Origin of the sequence: Streptomyces sp. NPDC001816, from assembly GCF_042892235.1 — a bacterium.
Taxonomy (GTDB): Bacteria; Actinomycetota; Actinomycetes; order Streptomycetales; family Streptomycetaceae; genus Streptomyces.
In genome coordinates, this window is sequence record NZ_JBIATY010000018.1 from 84,871 (window position 1) to 103,474 (window position 18,604).

17 protein-coding genes are annotated in these 18,604 nt (G+C 68.7%); 8 read left to right on the forward strand and 9 right to left on the reverse strand.

Annotated features, from left to right (window positions below; genetic code table 11):
* The first annotated feature begins 3 nt into the window (after positions 1-3).
* Positions 4-1,614, forward strand: a complete 1,611-nt coding sequence (locus ACFYZZ_RS41925) for an amidohydrolase family protein (protein WP_389188287.1) — start codon at positions 4-6, stop codon at positions 1,612-1,614.
* A gap of 18 nt (positions 1,615-1,632) precedes the next feature.
* On the opposite strand, the gene ACFYZZ_RS41930 is transcribed toward ACFYZZ_RS41925, so the two are convergent.
* Both ACFYZZ_RS41930 and ACFYZZ_RS41935 read right to left on the reverse strand, forming a co-directional pair.
* Positions 1,633-2,466: a serine protease gene (locus tag ACFYZZ_RS41930; RefSeq protein ID WP_389188290.1), complete on the reverse strand. Its 834-nt coding sequence runs from the start codon at positions 2,464-2,466 to the stop codon at positions 1,633-1,635.
* 130 nt (positions 2,467-2,596) lie between these two features.
* Entirely contained in the window at positions 2,597-3,265 is a 669-nt protein-coding gene (locus tag ACFYZZ_RS41935) for a hypothetical protein (protein ID WP_389188293.1), read from the reverse strand.
* 126 nt (positions 3,266-3,391) lie between these two features.
* Between ACFYZZ_RS41935 and ACFYZZ_RS41940 the strand changes: the two genes are divergently transcribed.
* The 4 genes from ACFYZZ_RS41940 to ACFYZZ_RS41955 all read left to right on the forward strand — a co-directional run bounded on the left by ACFYZZ_RS41940 (position 3,392) and on the right by ACFYZZ_RS41955 (position 7,258).
* Positions 3,392-4,603 carry a pyridoxal phosphate-dependent aminotransferase gene (locus tag ACFYZZ_RS41940; protein ID WP_389188296.1) on the forward strand — a complete coding sequence of 404 codons (1,212 nt, stop codon included), beginning with the start codon at positions 3,392-3,394 and terminating at the stop codon, positions 4,601-4,603.
* Positions 4,604-4,701: 98 nt separating this feature from the next.
* Positions 4,702-5,124, forward strand: a complete 423-nt coding sequence (locus ACFYZZ_RS41945; protein ID WP_389188299.1) for a hypothetical protein — start codon at positions 4,702-4,704, stop codon at positions 5,122-5,124.
* A 252-nt stretch (positions 5,125-5,376) separates the two neighbouring features.
* Positions 5,377-5,931, forward strand: coding sequence for a tetratricopeptide repeat protein (locus tag ACFYZZ_RS41950; protein ID WP_389188302.1), 555 nt, complete (start codon positions 5,377-5,379; stop codon positions 5,929-5,931).
* 52 nt (positions 5,932-5,983) lie between these two features.
* On the forward strand, positions 5,984-7,258 hold the full coding sequence (locus ACFYZZ_RS41955; protein WP_389188304.1) for a glycosyltransferase: 1,275 nt from the start codon (positions 5,984-5,986) through the stop codon (positions 7,256-7,258).
* 81 nt (positions 7,259-7,339) lie between these two features.
* Here ACFYZZ_RS41955 and ACFYZZ_RS41960 read toward each other — a convergent pair whose 3' ends face one another.
* Positions 7,340-8,452, reverse strand: coding sequence for a glycosyltransferase (locus ACFYZZ_RS41960; protein WP_389188306.1), 1,113 nt, complete (start codon positions 8,450-8,452; stop codon positions 7,340-7,342).
* Between the two features lie 225 nt (positions 8,453-8,677).
* On the opposite strand from ACFYZZ_RS41960, the gene ACFYZZ_RS41965 reads away from it, so the two are divergent.
* Positions 8,678-9,265 (forward strand): tetratricopeptide repeat protein, encoded by a 588-nt coding sequence (locus ACFYZZ_RS41965; RefSeq protein ID WP_389188309.1) that lies wholly within the window; start codon positions 8,678-8,680, stop codon positions 9,263-9,265.
* Positions 9,266-9,319: 54 nt separating this feature from the next.
* Here the strand turns inward: ACFYZZ_RS41965 and rfbD are convergent, their stop codons facing one another.
* The 5 genes from rfbD to rfbA all read right to left on the reverse strand — a co-directional run bounded on the left by rfbD (position 9,320) and on the right by rfbA (position 13,851).
* Entirely contained in the window at positions 9,320-10,231 is a 912-nt protein-coding gene (gene rfbD, locus ACFYZZ_RS41970; RefSeq protein WP_389188312.1) for a dTDP-4-dehydrorhamnose reductase, read from the reverse strand.
* A complete protein-coding gene (gene rfbB / locus ACFYZZ_RS41975; RefSeq protein WP_389188315.1) occupies positions 10,228-11,202 on the reverse strand; it encodes a dTDP-glucose 4,6-dehydratase in 975 nt (324 codons plus the stop codon). Before rfbB ends, rfbD begins: the two co-directional genes overlap by 4 nt.
* A 135-nt stretch (positions 11,203-11,337) precedes the next feature.
* Complete coding sequence (locus ACFYZZ_RS41980) at positions 11,338-12,039, reverse strand: hypothetical protein (protein WP_389188317.1); 702 nt, start codon at positions 12,037-12,039, stop codon at positions 11,338-11,340.
* A gap of 207 nt (positions 12,040-12,246) precedes the next feature.
* A complete protein-coding gene (gene rfbC / locus ACFYZZ_RS41985; RefSeq protein WP_389188320.1) occupies positions 12,247-12,891 on the reverse strand; it encodes a dTDP-4-dehydrorhamnose 3,5-epimerase in 645 nt (214 codons plus the stop codon).
* A gap of 30 nt (positions 12,892-12,921) precedes the next feature.
* The gene (rfbA, locus tag ACFYZZ_RS41990; RefSeq protein ID WP_389188322.1) at positions 12,922-13,851 is read right to left on the reverse strand and encodes a glucose-1-phosphate thymidylyltransferase RfbA; all 930 of its coding nucleotides are present in this window, start codon (positions 13,849-13,851) and stop codon (positions 12,922-12,924) included.
* Between the two features lie 312 nt (positions 13,852-14,163).
* Here rfbA and ACFYZZ_RS41995 point away from each other — a divergent pair, with 312 nt between their 5' ends.
* Positions 14,164-15,549 (forward strand): DUF2079 domain-containing protein, encoded by a 1,386-nt coding sequence (locus tag ACFYZZ_RS41995; protein WP_389188325.1) that lies wholly within the window; start codon positions 14,164-14,166, stop codon positions 15,547-15,549.
* 156 nt (positions 15,550-15,705) lie between these two features.
* Here ACFYZZ_RS41995 and ACFYZZ_RS42000 read toward each other — a convergent pair whose 3' ends face one another.
* A complete protein-coding gene (locus ACFYZZ_RS42000; protein WP_389188328.1) occupies positions 15,706-17,529 on the reverse strand; it encodes a phosphoenolpyruvate carboxykinase (GTP) in 1,824 nt (607 codons plus the stop codon).
* Between the two features lie 279 nt (positions 17,530-17,808).
* Between ACFYZZ_RS42000 and ACFYZZ_RS42005 the strand changes: the two genes are divergently transcribed.
* A complete protein-coding gene (locus ACFYZZ_RS42005; RefSeq protein ID WP_389188331.1) occupies positions 17,809-18,522 on the forward strand; it encodes a hemolysin III family protein in 714 nt (237 codons plus the stop codon).
* The last annotated feature ends 82 nt before the right edge of the window (positions 18,523-18,604 follow it).

Here is an 18,604-nt window from a genome sequence, read left to right on the forward strand (position 1 = left end):
GCCATGGAGCAGCTCGTCATCCGTGACGCGGACGTCGTCGACGGCAGCGGTGCGGACTCCTACCGCGCCGATGTCGTGGTCGACGGCGGCCGGATCGTCTCGATCGTCAAGGAGGCCGCGGCGGCGGGCTGTCAGCGGCCCCGGGCGCGGCTCGAGCTGGAGGCGGAGGGGCTCGTCCTCGCCCCCGGCTTCATCGACATGCACGCCCACTCCGACCTGGCCCTGCTGCGCGACCCCGACCACAGTGCGAAGGCCGCGCAGGGGGTCACGCTCGAAGTCGTCGGCCAGGACGGTCTTTCGTACGCGCCCGTGGACGACCGCACGCTGGAGGAGGTCCGGCGGGCGATCACCGGCTGGAACGGGTACGGCGACGATCTCGACATGGACTGGCGGACGGTCGGCGAGTATCTCGACCGGCTGGACCGGGGCATCGCCGTCAACGCCGCCTATCTCGTCCCGCAGGGCACGGTCCGCGCGCTCGCCGTCGGCTGGGAGGACCGCCCGGCCACGCCCGCGGAGCTCGACCGGATGCGGCACCTGGTGGCACAGGGGCTGGAGCAGGGCGCGGTCGGCCTGTCCTCGGGGCTCACGTACACGCCGGGGATGTATGCCGCGGACGCCGAACTGAGCGCGCTGTGCCGGGTGGTGGCGGAGTACGGCGGCTACTACTGCCCGCACCACCGGTCCTACGGCGCCGGCGCCCTGGAGGCCTACGCCGAGATGGTGGCGCTGACCCGGGAGGCGGGCTGCCCGCTGCATCTGGCCCACGCGACGCTGAACTTCGGCGTGAACGAGGGCCGGGCGCCCGAGCTGCTGGCCCTGCTCGACGACGCGCTCGACTCCGGCGCGGACATCACGCTGGACACCTATCCCTACACCCCGGGCTCCACCACCCTGGCCGCGCTGCTGCCGAGCTGGGCGAGCGCGGGCGGCCCGGAGCGGGTCCTGGCCCGGCTCGGCGACCCGGCGACCGCCGCGCGGATCCGGCACGACCTGGAGGTGACCGGCGCGGACGGCTGCCACGGCGTGCCCGTGGAGTGGGAGACGATCGAGATCTCCGGCGTGACCGCACCGGCCCTGGCGGACCACGTCGGCCGCACGGTCCGGGAGTCGGCGGACCTGCGCGGCGAGAGTCCCTGGACGACCGTCCGCCGCCTGCTGGTCGAGGACCGGCTCGGTACGACGATCCTGCAGCACGTCGGCCATGAGGAGAACGTCCGCACGATCATGCGGCACCGCGCCCACACCGGCGGCTCGGACGGCATCCTGCGGGGCGCCAAGCCGCACCCGCGGGCCTACGGCACCTTCCCCCGCTATCTGGGGCACTACGTACGGGAGTTGGGCGTGCTGACGCTGGAGGAGTGCGTCGCGCACCTCACGGCGCGGCCCGCGGCCCGGCTGCGACTGCCGGACCGCGGGCTGGTGCGCGAGGGATACCGGGCCGACCTGGTGCTCTTCGACCCGCGGACGGTGTCGCCCGGCGCGACCTTCGCCGAGCCCCGCACGCTCCCGACCGGGATCCCGTACGTCCTGGTCGACGGCAGGTTCGTCATCGAGGACGGCCGGCGAACGGACGTACTGGCGGGCCGGGCGGTGCGCCGTACACCGGTGTGACCGCCCGGCCCGCGGGCACTACGGCTTGGGCAGGGTGCAGCCGGAGGCGCTCAGGTTGAGCTTGTTGCCGGTCGTGAAGCAGGCCGGGATCTGGTAGGTCTCCTCGGCGTAGTTGATGCCCTTGCGGACGGTCACGTTGCCGCTCTCGTCCACCTCGCACGGGTTGTTCTCGGTGCAGCTCTCGCCGTCCTCGTTGCCCGTGTTGTTGACGGCGACGACGTTGCCGGTGGCCGTGTCGATCACCGGGGAGCCGGAGGTGCCGCCGATGGTGTTGCAGGAGGAGGTGTAGCGCATCGAGTCCTTCCAGGTCCAGCCGCCCTCCTTCAGCCGGTACACGAACCCGTCCACATTGCAGCTGTAGGTCCGCTTCCAGTAGCCGGAGACGACCTTGATGGCGGTGCCGGTGGTCGGGTGCGTGTTCTGCACGGTGAGCGGGCTGATGCCGTACGAGCTCTTGATCGCCGCGTAGGTGGTGGTCAGCCGGTAGATCGTGACGTCCGTGTCCGTCATGGTCGAGTAGACGACCTGGTTGGCGCGGAGCGTGCCGATCCGGCTGCCGGAGGCGTTCAGGAGGCCGAAGCTGCGGCTGGAGGACTGGCCGGTGATGACCTCGCCCGGGTCCGGGAAGCCGGTCTCCAGGCAGTGGCCGTTGGTCATCACGAGCGCCGGGTCGCTGTCCGCGGAGTTCGGGAAGCGGATGACGGAGCCGGAGCAGTTGCTGAGCGAGACGGTGCCGGCGTAGCTGACGGTCACCGCCTTTGCCGTCTTGCCCTGGGGCGCGGCGACGGCGGGGGTCGCGCCGAGCCCGGCGATGGCCAGGGCGGACAGCGCGGCCAGGAGAGGCTTGTTCATGTGGGGGTCCCCTCTGCAGACATAAGCGACCGGAGATCTTCCGGCCGCCCACTGTCTTGTCATGAGCATTCTCATGAGAGGGGCATGCCTGAGCAAGCAGTTGTATGCGAACTGTTTTACTGACGGTACGTCAATCCTGGGACGATCTAGGCTTCTTGCCGACACCGCGGCCATGTCCCCGGACGCTGGGCGCGGTCGTCGTCGCGGTCGCCGACGGGGCAGTCGCCGTCGGCGTGGGCGCGGCGGAGGTCTTCGCGCCCGGAGAGGTGGCCGCGCCCGCCGAGGTGGCGGTGGACGTGGGAGTGGGAGTGGGGGACGGCGAGGTCCCGCCCGGGGTGCCTGCGGTGTCCGTGGCGCTCGGCGTGCCGCTGTCCTGCCGCGTGCTCGCGGAGTCGTCGGAGGAGACCCGGCCGCCCTTCGCGGGCTGCTGTCCGGCCGGGGAACCCGAGCCGCCCGTCAGACCGGCGATCACCGCGACGACACCGGCCGCCCCGAGGACCCCCGCGACGGCCACCCGGCGACGGCCACCCTGCTTCCTCCGGCGCCGGAGATCGGCCCGGCCGCCGCCGGGTATGAGAGGGGGCGGCCCGGCGGGATCGTCCGGCGCGGGCACCTGGGGCAGCTCACGGGTCTCGTCGTAGGCGTTCTGCCAGCCGTGGGCGGCGGCAGGATCGGCGTACTCCTCGTACGACGGGGTCGGGGCGGCATGCGGGTGGTAGACGTTCGGCGGCGCCCCCGGCTCGCCGCCCGCTCCGTGCGCGCCGTACGTCTCCGCCCCGTGCTCACGATCGGTGGCCATGGGCGGGAATTGTAGAGACGTGTGTGACTCCTGAGACAGCTACCGGCGATAACAGCACAAAGCTCCGCGTCTCACGTGTCGGAAAACACGACCCGTGAGGCGTTACCGGGCCGTAAGCTCACGGACATGCAGGTGATCCAGTCGACCAAGCTCGCCAACGTCTGTTACGAGATCCGGGGCCCGGTTCTCGAGGAGGCGATGCGCCTGGAAGCGGCAGGTCACCGCATCCTGAAGCTCAACACAGGCAACCCTGCCGCCTTCGGCTTCGAGTGCCCGCCGGAGATCCTGGAGGACATCCTCCGCAACGTCTCCACCGCGCACGGCTACGGCGACGCCAAGGGCCTGCTGGCCGCGCGCCGGGCGGTCGTCATGCACAACCAGACCCTCGGCATCGAGACCGACGTCGAGCACGTCTTCGTCGGCAACGGCGTCTCCGAGCTGATCGTGATGGCGATGCAGGGCCTGCTGGACGACGGCGACGAGGTCCTCGTACCGGCCCCCGACTACCCCCTGTGGACGGCGGCCGTCTCGCTGTCCGGCGGTACGGCGGTGCACTACCGCTGCGACGAGCAGTCGGACTGGATGCCCGACCTCGCCGACATCGAGCGCAAGGTCACCGACCGCACCAAGGCGATCGTCATCATCAACCCGAACAACCCCACGGGCGCGGTCTACGACGAGGCGATGCTCAAGGGGCTGACGGACATCGCCCGCCGGCACAACCTGCTGGTCTGCTCCGACGAGATCTACGACAAGATCCTCTACGACGACGCCACGCACGTCCCGACCGCCAAGGTCGCCCCCGATCTGCTCACCCTCACCTTCAACGGCATGTCCAAGGCGTACCGGGTGGCCGGCTACCGCGTCGGCTGGATGTCGATCTCCGGCCCCCGCGCGCACGCCGACTCCTACATCGAGGGCCTGACGATCCTGGCCAACATGCGGCTGTGCGCCAACATGCCGGGCCAGCACGGCGTGGTCGCCGCGCTCAGCGGGCGCCAGTCGATCAACGACCTGGTGCTGCCGGGCGGCCGGCTGAAGGAGCAGCTGGACGTCGCCTACGAGCTGCTCACCCAGATCCCGGGCGTGACCTGCGTACGGCCCAAGGGTGCGCTGTATCTCTTCCCGCGCCTCGACCCCAAGGTCTTCAAGATCAAGGACGACCGGCAGATGGTGCTGGACCTGCTGCGCCGGGAAAAGATCATGGTCGTCCAGGGCACCGGCTTCAACTGGCCCGAGCCCGATCACTTCCGTGTGGTGACCCTGCCGACCGTCGGCGATCTCCGGGACGCGATGACCCGGATCGGGAACTTCCTGGACGGGTACGGCCAGCCGTAGCGGACGGAGACCGGCGGACCGCAGTCCGTGACACGACTCAACTTTAGACGAAATCCAAGCTAGGATGGTTTCCTGTCAGAGCACAGGAGGCCATCCCCATGTACGAACCGATCCGCACCAAGTCGGTCCACAGCACGATGGCCGGCACCACCTCGGACTTCCCCCACCGGTCGCGCGAGGAGGAGCTGGACATCCAGCTCGCGGGACACCTCGCGGCCCTGCTCGCCGTCACGGACGAGCTGCGGGCGCTCGCGCCCTCCGCCGACCTGGACCTGGCGGCCGAACGGCTCGCCGAGCAGGTGGCCAGGCTGCGCAGCGGGCGTACGCCGGCCCGCGCAACCGGCACCGGGCCCGACTCCCGGCCGGCGGCCCTGCACGAGCGGGCCCACACCCTCGCCGGTCGCGCCCTCGTCGTCGCGGCCTCCCGCGCCGATACGGCGGCGGCGATCCTGTCCGCCGAACGCATGGACGCGCACACCGCCGCGCTGGCCGACCCGAAGGAACTCAGCGCGGCCCACTGACCCCCCTCCCCCGGGGTCCCCTCGTCGGCCCCGGTCCGCGTGCACCCGCAGCGACGCGCGGACCGGGCGCCATTTTTTTGTGATACGACACGTACATTCGGGTGGACTGCGCGTCCCTCATGCCCGCCAAACGGCGGCCGCATCACCACTGCCTCGTAACGTCGGTGGAAATGACGGTGGTTCGGACTCCGACACCCCATCGTCCCTCACTATTCCACGAGATGTGACAAAGTGAAACGTAGGCAATTGTTGGTGGGACTCGTCGCTGTGGCTGCAGTTGCCACCGGAGTGACGTCGTGGGCGGTCATGTCCTACTCGGCAGCGCCCCCGGACGCCAAGGCCCCGTCATCGGCGGACCAGAACCTGCGGGACGCCGATACGCTTTTGCAGGCAGGCATTGCGCAGCAGCAGAACCATGACATCGAAGGGGCCGACCGCACCTACCGGCGCGTCCTGGAGCTGGACCCACAGAACAAGTACGCCTGGTACAACCTGGGAGTCATGGCGCACCAGGCCGGCCGGACGGCCGATGCCCGTGCCGACTACGACAAGGCCCTGAAGATCGACCCGGTGTTCACATCGGCTCTCTTCAACAAGGCGCTTCTGGTGGAGTCGAGCGATCCCGACCAGGCCGGCGAACTTCTGAAGCGTGTCATTGCCGGCAATCCCGATGCGGCCACGGCACATCTGCACCTCGGACGAATCCGGGCGCAGCAGAACCGTGACAAGGACGCCGCGGACGAGTTCCGTCGCGCAATCGCCGCCGATCCGTCACTGCGTTCCCAAGTGCCGGAGGAATTCCGGTGATTCCCGACCCTTCAACCCTCTCACCGACATCGAGCCAAGCAGGGAGCAACAGATGACGTCGACCGCGACACCGAGGTTCTCCGTCTTCACCCCCAGCCACCGGCCCCGTTTCCTCGATGAGTGCCTGGCAACCCTGCAGGCACAGACCTGTTCGGACTGGGAATGGATCGTCCTGCTCAACAACGGCGCCCGGTGGCGGCCGGAGCGGCCGGACGACCGGGTCCGCATCGAGATCGCTGACGACGTCGAGGGCGTGGGGGCCGCGAAGCGCAGGGCCTGCGAACTGGCGCGCGGCGAGATCCTCGTGGAACTCGACCACGACGACCTGCTCGCGAAGGCGTGCCTGGCGGAGCTCGGCAAGGCGTTCGACGAGCATCCCGAGGCCGTGTTCGTCTACAGCAACACCGCGCAGATCACCGAGGAGGGGAAGCGGGACGACAGCCGCTTCGACGAGACGTTCGGCTGGCAGTACGAAGAGGTGAAGGTCGACGGCCGCAAGCTGCTGCAGGTCGTCTCCCTGGCGCCGACCCCGCACAACGTCGCCTACATCTGGTACGCGCCCAACCACGTGCGGGCGTTCCGCAAGGACAGCTACGAGAAGGCCGGCGGGTACGACGCCGCGCGCACGGTGCTGGACGACCAGGACCTGATGTGCCGCCTGTTCCACCTCGGCGACTTCCACCACATCAACCGCTGCCTCTACCTGCAGCGGGTGCACGCCGGGAACACCCAGCGCGACCCGGAGATCAATGCGCACATCCAGCGCGAGACGGTCGCCCTGTACGACAAGTACATCGAGGCCAACGCCCTCGCCTGGACCTACCGGCGCGGACTGATCGCGCTGGACCTCGGCGCCGCCCGCCGGAAGCCGCCGGGCTACGTCGGCGTGGACCAGCGGGCGGGAGACGGTGTCGACATCGTCGCGACCCTGCCCGGGAAGCTGGACCTGCCCGACGGCTCCGTGGGCCTGATGCGGGCGGTGGACTTCCTTGAGTACGTCCCCGCCAAGGTGCCGCTGATCAACGAGCTGTACCGGCTGCTGGCGCCCGGCGGCATGCTCCTCACCATGACGCCCAGCTCCGACGGCCGCGGCGCTTACCAGGACCCGACGCACACCGCCTACTACAACGAGAACTCGTTCTGGTACTACACGGACGACCAGTACCGCGCCTTCGTGCCGGACCTCGAGGCCCGGTTCCAGTCATCGCGTCTGGTCACCTACTTCCCGAGCGAGTGGCACTCCAAGAACGACATCTCGTACGTGGTCGCCAACCTCATCGCGATGAAGGACGGCACCGCACGGCACGGCGGAAAGCTGCTCGTCTAGGCCGTCCGAAACAGCGGGCGCCCGGTGGACCTGAGGTTCCACCGGGCGCCCTCGACGTCTGTGGGCCGGACTCACATCGCTTCAGACTCCAACGCGTTGCTTCGCCCCGACGAGCTGCCTCGAGCGCAGGTGGCGTCGTGAGAGCTCCAGGTTCTGGAGCACGCGGTCACGATGTTCGGCGGGCAACTTGTTGCCTGCAAGCAGGCGTTCACAGCAGTCCTCCGATTCCTCGTACTCCCCCACCCAGTAGGCGGACACCCCGAGTTCGTCGAGTGCGCGCCAGTGGTACCAGTCGGGCTCGACGAACAGGTGGTCGGCCCTCGGACAGGGGAGGCGCGCCGCCTGTCGCGCGAACAGGTGGGCGAGCGGCCATCGCTGCCCGTTGAGGCGGCACCAGCGCGCGAGCTCACCGAGTGCTTCGGCGCGTGTGGGGCGACTCTCGTGCGCACCGAGGTAGCGGTCCATCACTTCCGCCGGCGGCCGCTCCAGCCTCTCGGCCAACTGTGCGGCGAACAGTCGGGAGCAGAAGACCTCCTCGTCCCAGCCGCCCATGCCCGCCCGGCGGTCGTAGGCTTCGATCGCCTTCTCGAACTCACCCACGTTGCGCCAACTCTGGGCCAGGTAGAACACATAGCGCTCGTTGCCGGGCTCCTTGAGCAGCCCCTGCTGGAGGATCTCGACATCTCCCAGGTACTTCTCCCGCTGGCTTTTTCCCCTGCTGCGTCCCCCGCCGCCCACGACGACGATGGTGGCGCCCTCCAGATTCCCGAGGCTGTACTGCGTACCGCAGTCGAGGTACTCGTGCAGGACACCGACGTACCGCCACGGCAGCCGGGTCGAGACCAGGGCGCGGCGCCGGTGGGTGTAGCGCTCGCTTCTGACGTTGAGCCGGTAGGCGTCGAGAGTCAGATCGGGCATGACAGCGCCGGGCGCCACCTCCATCATGTCGTCGGCGTCCATGAAGAGCAGGTAGTCCGCGCCGGCACGAGCGAGTTCGATCGCCTCGGTACGGCTGCCGTCGAACCCCTTCCAAGGCCGTTCGTGGAGTTCGCCGGGCAGATCGCTGTAGACGTCGCGGATGACGTCCTGCGTGCCGTCGGTCGAGCCGGTGTCCACGATGACCCAGGTGTCGATCAGGGGCCGTACGGATTCGAGACAGCGCCTGATCACCGGAGCCTCGTCTTTGACGATCATGTTGAGACAGACCGTTGATTTCACGGGCCACATCCAATCCATCCGATGAAAGCCACGCAAAGAGGCTGGGCCGCAACCGTTCTCAGGACTCGTGCATTCGAGTGGACTGAACGCCCCTCGCGCCTGCCGTACGACTGCACTGTCGAGGGCGCCTCGTAACGTCGGTGCCAACGACCTGAGACAGGCGAACTCGATCCGTCCGCCACCTTCACGAAAAGTGACCAAGTGAAACGTACGAGATTGTGGGCAGGGCTCGCCACGGCGGCGGCGGTTGCCACCGGGGTGACCGTCTGGGCGATTCATTCTCCGTCGGCCGAGCCATCGGAATCCAAGGCCGCTTCAGTGACCCGGAGCGCGAAGTCGGTGGACGCGCTGCTGAAGTCCGCCCTTCAGCACCAGATTCAGCAGGATTCCCCAGGGGCCGCCCGGGACTACCGGCACGCTCTGGAACTGGACCCCCAGAACAAACGTGCCTGGTACGGCCTCGGGCTCGTCGATCAGCAGTCCGGCAGGACGGCGGATGCCCGGGCAGAATTCGACAGGGCGCTCGAAATCGATCCGCACTTCATGTCCCCTCTCTACAGCGAGGCGTACATGCTGAGAACGAGTGACCCCGACCGGGCCATTGAACTCCTCAAGCGTGTCGCTGCCATCGATCCCAGGGCGACAGTGCCCCAACTGCAACTGGGTCGGCTCCTGGCGGAGAACAACCGCAAGGGCGAGGCCGAGGCCGCGTTCCGCCGTGCGGTCGCCGCCGATCCCAAGTCCCTCTCCCAAGTGCCGCAAGAGTTCCGGGACGCCGTGAGCCGATGAGTGCCTGGCGCTCGGACGGCGCCCGGCGGACCGCGAGGTTCCGCCGGGCGCCTGTCATGTGCGCCGCGTGCTGGTGCGCGCCGCGGCGGCCAGTGCGGCGAACTCGGGCGCCTTCAGCGCGGCCGTCAGCTGGTCGCACCATGGGGAAAGGGGCGCCAGACCGGCCCGCAGCCAGTTGCCGTGACCGAGGACACCGAAGGCCGGGCGGACGGCCGGACGCGGGAACTTGTCCGAGCCGACCGGGCGGATCCGCTCGGGATCGAGTCCGCTGAGCCGGAAGGTCTCACGCGCCAGACCGCACCATGTGGTGCGGCCAGCCGCCGTGCCGTGGTAGATGCCGGCCGGTGCCCGTCCGGTCAGCGCGGCGCGGCCGAGCGCGGCCAGCTGCCGGGCGAGCGCCCGGGACCAGGTCGGCTGACCGTGCTGGTCGGCCACCACGTCCAAATTCTCCCGCCGGGCGGCAAGTTCGAGCATGGTGGCCACGAAGTTCGGGCCGTGAGAGCCGTACAGCCAGGCAGTGCGCACGATGTAGCCGGTGTGCGGGAGCAGTTCGACGACGGCCCGCTCCCCCGCCAACTTGCTTCGCCCGTATGCGTTGACGGGCCGCGTCGGCGCGTCTTCCGGGTACGGACGGCGGGCGTCGCCCGGGAACACGTAGTCGGTGGAGATGTGCAGCAGGACGGCGCCGGCGTCTGCACACGCGCGTCCGAGGTGGCGGACGCCCGTGCCGTTCACGGCCGTGGCCGCCGCCTCGGACCGCTCGGCGCCGTCGACGTCCGTCCATGCGGCACAGTTGACGACCACTCGGTGATCGGTGACGGCGGCGCGGACGGCTGTCGGGTCGGTGATGTCGAGCCCGTCCCGGCTCAGTCCCGTCACCGTGGCCTCCGGATCGGCGGCGAGCTCGGCCAGCACGTCCTGGCCGAGGAGGCCGCGTGCACCGGTCACCAGCCAGCTCGTGGTCATCGCAGCTCGGCCCTCTTCTTGAGCGGCTCCCACCAGGAGCGGTGTGCGCGGTACCAGGCGACCGTGTCGGCCAGCCCCTCCGTGAAGGACACCTGCGGGACATAGCCGAGGTGCTCCCGGATCTTGCTGTCGTCCAGCGAATAGCGCAGGTCGTGGCCCTTGCGGTCAGCCACGTACTCGACCCGGTCCCAGCCCGCGCCGGTCGCGTCCAGCAACAGTCCGGTGAGCTTGTGGTTGCTCAGCTCGGTCCCGCCGCCGATGTTGTAGACCTCCCCGGCCCTGCCGCCGTGCAGGACCAGGTCGATGCCCCGGCAGTGGTCAAGGACGTGCACCCAGTCGCGGATGTTGCGGCCGTCTCCGTAGAGGGGGACCGTCTTCCCGTCGATGAGGTTGGTGATGAAGAGCGGGATTACCTTCTCGGGGAACTGGTACGGCCCGTAGTTGTTGGAGCACCGGGTGATCACGACGTCCAGGCCGTGGGTGCGGTGGTAGGCGAGCGCCAGCAGGTCGGAGCCGGCTTTCGACGCGGAGTAGGGGGAGTTCGGCGCCAGGGGCCACTCCTCGGTCCATGAGCCTTCGCCGATCGAGCCGTAGACCTCGTCGGTGGAGACGTGGACGAAGCGGCCGACACCGTGCCGGTGGGCCGCGTCCAGGAGCACCTGCGTGCCCATCACATTGCTGCGGACGAACGGACCGGCCCCGTCGATCGACCGGTCCACGTGCGACTCGGCGGCGAAATGGACCACCGCGTCGTGGCCCGCCATCACCTGGTCGACCACATCCGGGTCACAGATGTCGCCGTGGAGGAAGGTGTAGCCCGGATGCCCCGCCACCGGGGCCAGATTTTGCTCTACCCCCGAGTAGGTGAGTTTGTCCAGGACGGTGACCCGCGCCGACGGGTCCGAGCTCAGCCGTCGGCGGACGTATTGCGAACCGATGAATCCAGCACCACCGGTTACGAGGACGCGCATGATTCTCCAGGTGTCTTGCTGCGTCGGGGATGCGGGCACATGCGGACGGTGCCCGCGAGGCCGAAGTCTCGGGGCACCGTCACTAGTTCCCATGTGGAGCGGCCGACCAGAACGGAACTGCCGCTCGCGCGGGATTCAGGAGGCGTTGCAGACCACGTAGGCAGTGATCGTGGAGGTGGCGCCAGGAGGCGTGGCCGAGGTAGCCGGGGTCCCGGCCTGCCACCCGTGGGGGATGGTTCCATCAGGGAGAGGACCACCGGGCGGGACAGCAACGGCGGGGAGGGGCCTGTTGATCGAGATCTGGACGCCGCCCGGCTCGACCTCGTATCCGCCGCCGGTGGCCACGTCGCCGGTGTCGCAGAAGACTTCCACGTGGTGCACGTTCGAGTCGACGGTAGCGCTCTTGTAGTACGTGTGGACGCCGCTGGCGCCCTGAGCGCCCTGCGCGCCCTGCGCACCCTGAGCACCCTGCGCACCCTGCGCACCCTGCGGTCCCTGCGGACCCTGCGGTCCCTGGGTACCCTCGCCCTGCGCACCCTGGGCGCCCTGCGCACCCTGCGGACCCTGCGGACCCTGCTCGCCCTGGGCACCCTGCGCGCCCTGGGCACCCTGCGCGCCCTGGGCTCCCTGGGGTCCCTGCGGACCCCGCTTGCCGGGCTTGCCCGGCTTGCCTGCGGGGCCCTGGGGGCCCCGGTCGCCGCCCCTGCCGCCGGCCATGTCTTCGTTCGTGCTGCTGGACGCCGCCTGGGGCACAGAGCCCGACCTGTGGATCGCGTCGGCGATGGCCACCGAGCTCTGCCCAACGTTGAGCGCCACCGCGAGAGCGCCTGCGGTCACCAGTGTGGCGGACCTCAGGCGTGAACTTCGGATCGTTCGACGGTTCAAGAGAACCTTCCTCAGTAACTTGGGGGGAGTCAGACCGCAAGCGCGCGCACCCGGTGCGCTTTTTCGCATGCGCGTCACGTCGCCTCTGCTACGGACAGATCTATTTTTAAACTCGCGGCAATTGAAAGGTCACGGGTCACGCCACGAGTTGCGTGAGGATCACCCGTGCGGCCTCAATGAACCTACTTTCTCTGTGTCTTCCTCACGGATTCCCTCGGCGAGCCCTCCGCGATACGCGACGCAGTCCTCGAAGGAAGGCAGCAGACCTTGCCGCCCGGCCTCCTCCAGCGTGGGCGCGGCGGCGTCCTTGCCGGAAAGTTTCGGGACGAGTTCCTCGGGCCATGCGATGGCCAAATCGGGGTCGAGCGGGTTGATCCCGTATTCACGGTGCGGCGCATATCCCGCTGAACAGAGGTAGACGACGGTCGAATTGTCCTCCAGGGCCATGAAGCCGTGGCCCAGGCCTTCCGAGATATAGACGCAGCGGTGCGCCGTGTCATCGAGCCCGACCGCTTCCCATTTGCCGAAGGTCGGCGAGCCGATACGGATGTCGACCACCACGTCGAGGACGGCGCCGCTGACGCAGGTGACGAACTTGGCCTGGCCCGGTGGGGCCGCTGCGTAGTGGATGCCGCGGAGAGTGCCGAGAACGGAGCGCGAGCAGTTGGCCTGCTCAAGCCGCAGTCCCTGGCCGGTGGTCTCACGAAACTGTTCTCCCTTGAACCACTCATGGAATCTGCCCCTGGGGTCCGTGAACACCTTGGGCGTGTCCACCCAGGCCCCTTCGATGCCAAGTGGCTCCATGTGAATGCTCCTTTCCGCCGCGCATTCGGTTCAGGGACGGCTCGTCGGTTCCTCGTGGCGCGCTTCGCCGGCTCTCTGCGGCACGACGACTTGCCGGTAGTCCTCCAGCAGCCCGAGCAGGTAGTGGCCGTATCCGCTCTTGAGCAGGGGCCGGGCCAGTTCCCGGAGCCGGTCGTCGTCGATCAGGCCGGCACGCCACACCGCTTCCTCCACGCACCCGACCTTGAAGCCCTGGCGCTCCTCGATCACCCGGACGAACTCGGACGCCTGCATCAGGGAAGTGAAGGTTCCGGTGTCCAGCCATGCGGTGCCGCGGTCCAGCCGGGTGACCTGCAGCGTCCCGGCCTCCATATAGACCCGGTTGAGGTCGGAGATCTCCAACTCGCCCCTGGCGCTGGGTCGCAGACCGCGGGCCACCTCCACGACGTGACGGTCGTAGAAGTAGAGGCCGGGCACGGCGTAGCGGGACTTCGGCCGGGCCGGTTTCTCTTCGATGGACAGTGCCCGGCCCGACGCGTCGAACTCCACGACGCCGTAGGCCGAGGGGTTGGCGACCGGGTAGGCGAACACTCTTCCGCCCTTGAGGTCGTCGTGGCGGGCCAGCCGGGTACCGAGGCCGCTCCCGTAGAAGATGTTGTCGCCCAGGATCAGGGCCACCGACTCGTCGCCGATGAAGTCGGCCCCCAGGAGGAACGCCTGGGCAATGCCTTCCGGGCGCTCCTGTGCCATGTATTGGAGCCGCAGGCCGAGTTGGCGGCCGTCGCCGAGCAAGCGACGGAACTGGTACTGGTCTTCGGATGTGGTGATGACAAGGATGTCGCGCACACCGGCCATCACCAGTGTGGAAAGCGGGTAATAGACCATCGGTTTGTCGAAGACCGGCAGCAGCTGTTTCGACACCGAGTGGGTCAGTGGCCACAGTCGCGAACCGGTGCCCCCGGCCAGGAGAATTCCGCGCATGGCAGCACCATAGGTGGATTGCCTATCGGTGCCACCATTACACGCGACGGACGGCGTAAGCGGCGAAAAGCGGGGACCGGCCGGTCGGCCATTCGGTGGATTCTCGGCACACGGGAGTTCGCTCGTGTCCAAATGCCGCATGGTGCTGGCATCTTGATGGCCGCACGTCTCTGTTTCCCGAGGGGGTTCCCGATGCAGACACCGCTCGTCAACGGCGCGACAGTTCCTGCGCAACAACAGACTCGTGACAAAACGGCGGTGGCCGAACCACCGCGCAAAGGCCGCTTCGATGGCACATGGTGGGTCTGGGCCATGGCGGGAGCGCTGTTCGTGATGTACGCGGCGGTGTCACTGCGACTCCACCAGCGCATGTTCACGAGCAGTTACGACCTGGGAATCTTCCAACAGGTCGTGCGCTCGTACGCGGAAGGACACCTGCCGGTCTCCGAGGTGAAGGGCCAGGACTTTCCCGTCCTGGGGGACCACTTCTCTCCGATCCTGGCGCTTGTGGCGCCCTTCTACCGGGTGTGGCAGGGAGCGGAGACACTCCTTGTCGTACAGGCCGCGCTTCTCGCCCTGAGCGTCGTCCCGTTGGCTCTCTGGGCGCGCCGAGCCCTGGGCCCCTTGGCCGGCGCGGCGATCGGTGCCTGCTACGGGCTTTCCTGGGGAATCGCGAGCACGGTCGGCTACGACTTCCACGAAGTGGCATTCGCCGCTCCGCTCCTGGTGCTCTCGCTGACCGCCCTCGGGAGCGGCCGGCTGACCGCCGCGGCATGCTGGGCCCTGCCCCTGCTGCTCGTGAAGGAGGACCTCGGGCTCACGGTTCTCGTCATCGGCCTCGTCATCGCCTGGCGAGGCGACCGCAGACTCGGACTGCTCACGGCTGTGGCCGGCCTTGCCGGGAGTGCGCTGGCTCTGTTCGTGGTCCTGCCGGCCTTCAACCCGGGCGGGTCCTTCGCCTATTGGTCTCTGGTGCAGGGTCCCGCCACAGGTGGCCACGGGGCGACCGGAGGCGGCGGGGGCAGTCTGCTGGATCTGCTCGACCAGGGCACCATCGGTCTCGTCACCCCCCTGCCCAAGGTGACGACCTTTGCCCTCCTGCTGGCTCCCACCCTGTTCCTGGCGATGCGATCGCCCCTGCTGTGGGTCGCCCTGCCCACGCTGGTGTGGCGCTTCGCGTCCAGCAACAACCTGCACTGGGGGACCAGCTTCCACTATTCGCTGGTCCTGATGCCGATCGTCTTCGCGGCTTTCGTCGACGCCCTGGTGCGACGCGGGACGAGCGGACGTGGCCTGCGCCGCTACCTCGCGGGCTCCGCCGCGATCACCCTCATGATCCTTCCGAGCTTCCCCTTGTTCCAGCTGGTGCAGCCCGACACCTGGCGAACCGACTCCCGCGTCATCGTCGCCCGCCGTCTGCTGGCCATGATCCCCGACGGCGCCACGGTCCAGACGTCCGACCATCTGGTACCCCAGCTCGCCGACCGTACGAGCGTCGGCCTCTACGGCTCCACCGGCAGCCGCCCCGATCCCCAGTGGGTCATGGTGGACACCTGGGTGCCGGCCGACCAGCGATGGTGGCCGGGCCAGCCGCTCGGCGTCGAGGAGGAGCAGCGGCGCTTGGCCGCCGACCGCCGCAATGGGTACGACCTGGTGGCCTTGCAGGACGGCTACATGCTGCTGCACCGCCGGGCGTGAGCCCGCGCAGCCGCGGCACACGAAGGAGCCCGGGGCCCGCCCGTACGCCGTTGTACAGGCGGGCCCCGGGCCCTTTGGTGCCGTCACCGCGGCCGGCCGTGACGATCGCTGGTCAGGGCATCCGAGGACCGGCCGCGGAGTCTTTTCGTGCGGGGCTCAGCCCAGACGCTCGACCAGCGCCCGGTACTCGTCCCACAGCTCCTTCGGCGTGTGGTCGCCGAAGGTGTTGAGGTGCTCGGGGACGAGGGCCGCCTCCTCGCGCCAGACGTCCTTGTCGACCGTGAGCAGGAACTCCAGGTCGGACTCGGCCAGTTCCAGGCCGTTGGTGTCCAGCGCGTCCCGGGTCGGCAGGATGCCGATCGGGGTCTCGACGCCCTCGGCCTTGCCGTCCAGGCGCTCCACGATCCACTTCAGGACGCGGCTGTTCTCACCGAAGCCCGGCCAGACGAACTTGCCCTCGTTGTTCTTCCGGAACCAGTTGACGTAGTAGATCTTCGGCAGCTTCGCCGCGTCCGCGGACTTGCCGACCTTGATCCAGTGGGCCATGTAGTCGCCCATGTTGTAGCCGCAGAACGGCAGCATCGCGAAGGGGTCGCGGCGCAGTTCGCCGACCTTGCCCTCGGCGGCGGCGGTCTTCTCGCTCGCCACGTTGGCGCCGAGGAACACGCCGTGGTTCCAGTCGAAGGACTCCGTCACCAGCGGCACCGCGGTGGCGCGGCGGCCGCCGAAGAGGATCGCCGAGATCGGCACACCCTTCGGGTCCTCCCACTCCGGCGCGATGATCGGGCACTGGGCGGCGGAGACCGTGAAGCGGGAGTTGGGGTGCGCGGCGGGCTCCGAGGACTCCGGCGTCCAGTCCCGGCCCTTCCAGTCCGTCAGGTGGGCCGGAGTCTCCTCCGTCATCCCCTCCCACCACACGTCGCCGTCGTCGGTGAGCGCGACGTTGGTGAAGACCGCGTTGCCCCACAGCGTCTTCATCGCGTTGGCGTTGGTGTGCTCACCGGTGCCGGGCGCGACGCCGAAGAAGCCGGCCTCGGGGTTGATCGCGTACAGCCGGCCGTCCTCGCCGAACCGCATCCAGGCGATGTCGTCGCCGATGGTCTCCACGGTCCAGCCCGAGATCGTGGGCTCCAGCATGGCGAGGTTGGTCTTGCCGCAGGCGCTCGGGAAGGCGGCGGCGACGTACTTGGACTCGCCCTGCGGCGGGGTGAGCTTGAGGATCAGCATGTGCTCGGCCAGCCAGCCCTCGTCGCGGGCCATGACGGAGGCGATGCGCAGGGCGTAGCACTTCTTGCCGAGCAGCGCGTTGCCGCCGTAGCCGGAGCCGTACGACCAGATCTCGCGGGTCTCCGGGAAGTGGGAGATGTACTTGGTCTGGTTGCAGGGCCACGGGACGTCCGCCTGGCCGGGCTCCAGCGGGGCGCCGACCGAGTGCACGGCGCGCACGAAGAAGCCGTCGTCGCCCAGCTCGTCGAGGACGGCCTGGCCCATGCGGGTCATGGTGCGCATGGAGACGGCGACGTATGCGGAGTCGGTGATCTCCACGCCGATGGCGGAGAGCTTGGAGCCGAGCGGGCCCATGCAGAAGGGGACGACGTACATGGTGCGGCCGCGCATCGAGCCGCGGAAGACGCCCTTCTCACCGGCGAAGACCTCGCGCATCTGCGCGGGGGCCATCCAGTGGTTCGTCGGGCCGGCGTCCTCCTCCTTCTCCGAGCAGATGAAGGTCCGGTCCTCGACGCGCGCGACGTCGGTCGGGTCGGAGGCGGCGTAGTAGGAGTGCGGGCGCTTGATCGGGTCGAGCTTCTTGAAGGTCCCCTTGCCGACGAGCTCCTCGCACAGTCGCTCGTACTCGGCCTCGGATCCGTCACACCAGACCACGCTGTCCGGCTGGGTCAGTTCGACGATCTCGTTGACCCACGAGATCAGTTCCTGGTGGTTGGTGGGGATGCCGGTGGGAGCCGCGATGTCGCGCGCCACGATCGCTCCTAAATGAGGGATTTTTTGTCTTGTCGCCCCGTGGGGGCTGCGACCCGGACGCTTCGTAGCTGCTCATCCGGTGCCGACCGCACTCATTTGATCATCCGATTCTAGTGCCCATCTGTCCAGAGGGCATCACAGGTGAGCAACGTGAGGAATCCCACGGTTTCCGTGATTCTTTGCGTGCACGTGGAGTTCAGCAGAAGGACCTTTTGCGTACGGCCACTCACAAGGGCGCCCTGACACGCGACTTACGGGGCCGTAGGTACCATGCCCCGCATGACTGCGCCCGTCCCCGACGCGCCCACGGACTCGCCGGCCGCCGGCCGTGGTCCCAGCGCGCTCTCCCTGCCGCATCCGGTCAAGCCCAGGCTCCGCGGCTGGCTGCACCTCGGCATGTTCCCGGCCGTACTCATCGCGGGGCTGGTACTCACCGCCCTCGCCGACTCCACCAGAGGCCGCATCGCCTGCGGGATCTACGTCCTGACGGCATGCCTGCTCTTCGGCGTCAGCGCCCTGTACCACCGGGGCAACTGGAGCCCCCGGATGGACGGCGTCCTGCGCCGCCTCGACCACGCCAACATCTTCCTGATCATCGCGGGCACCTACACGCCGCTGACCATGCTGCTGCTGCCCAGCGCCAAGGGCCAGTGGCTGCTGTGGGGCATCTGGGCCGCGGCCGCGGCGGGCATCGTCTTCCGCGTCTTCTGGGTCGGCGCCCCGCGCTGGCTCTACACCCCCTGCTACATCGCGATGGGCTGGGCGGCCGTCTTCTTCCTGCCCGACTTCATGCGCACCGGCGGCATCGCCGTCCTGGTCCTGGTGATCGTCGGCGGCCTCCTCTACAGCGCGGGCGGCGTGATCTACGGCATCAAGCGCCCGAACCCCTCACCGCGCTGGTTCGGCTTCCACGAGGTCTTCCACTCCTTCACGCTCGCCGCGTTCGTCGTCCACTACGTGGGTATCTCGCTGGTGGCGTACCAGCACGCATAACCCTTCCGAGCGAGCCTCTTTCCGGCCACGGCACTCCTGCCGTGGCCGTTTTTCATGCCATGACAGCACATCCCTATTGACG

Bases quoted from the DNA above. Each gene is read 5' to 3' on its own strand.
- ACFYZZ_RS41955 (WP_389188304.1), top strand. From the start codon at position 5,984: ATGACGTCGACCGCGACACCGAGGTTCTCCGTCTTCACCCCCAGCCAC.
- ACFYZZ_RS41960 (WP_389188306.1), bottom strand. From the start codon at position 8,452: ATGATCGTCAAAGACGAGGCTCCGGTGATCAGGCGCTGTCTCGAATCC.
- ACFYZZ_RS41995 (WP_389188325.1), top strand. From the start codon at position 14,164: ATGGCGGGAGCGCTGTTCGTGATGTACGCGGCGGTGTCACTGCGACTC.
- ACFYZZ_RS41925 (WP_389188287.1), top strand. From the start codon at position 4: ATGGAGCAGCTCGTCATCCGTGACGCGGACGTCGTCGACGGCAGCGGT.
- ACFYZZ_RS42005 (WP_389188331.1), top strand. From the start codon at position 17,809: ATGACTGCGCCCGTCCCCGACGCGCCCACGGACTCGCCGGCCGCCGGC.
- rfbC (WP_389188320.1), bottom strand. From the start codon at position 12,891: ATGGAGCCACTTGGCATCGAAGGGGCCTGGGTGGACACGCCCAAGGTG.
- rfbA (WP_389188322.1), bottom strand. From the start codon at position 13,851: ATGCGCGGAATTCTCCTGGCCGGGGGCACCGGTTCGCGACTGTGGCCA.
- ACFYZZ_RS41940 (WP_389188296.1), top strand. From the start codon at position 3,392: ATGCAGGTGATCCAGTCGACCAAGCTCGCCAACGTCTGTTACGAGATC.
- rfbB (WP_389188315.1), bottom strand. From the start codon at position 11,202: ATGCGCGTCCTCGTAACCGGTGGTGCTGGATTCATCGGTTCGCAATAC.
- ACFYZZ_RS41935 (WP_389188293.1), bottom strand. From the start codon at position 3,265: ATGGCCACCGATCGTGAGCACGGGGCGGAGACGTACGGCGCGCACGGA.
- ACFYZZ_RS41930 (WP_389188290.1), bottom strand. From the start codon at position 2,466: ATGAACAAGCCTCTCCTGGCCGCGCTGTCCGCCCTGGCCATCGCCGGG.
- rfbD (WP_389188312.1), bottom strand. From the start codon at position 10,231: ATGACCACGAGCTGGCTGGTGACCGGTGCACGCGGCCTCCTCGGCCAG.
- ACFYZZ_RS41945 (WP_389188299.1), top strand. From the start codon at position 4,702: ATGTACGAACCGATCCGCACCAAGTCGGTCCACAGCACGATGGCCGGC.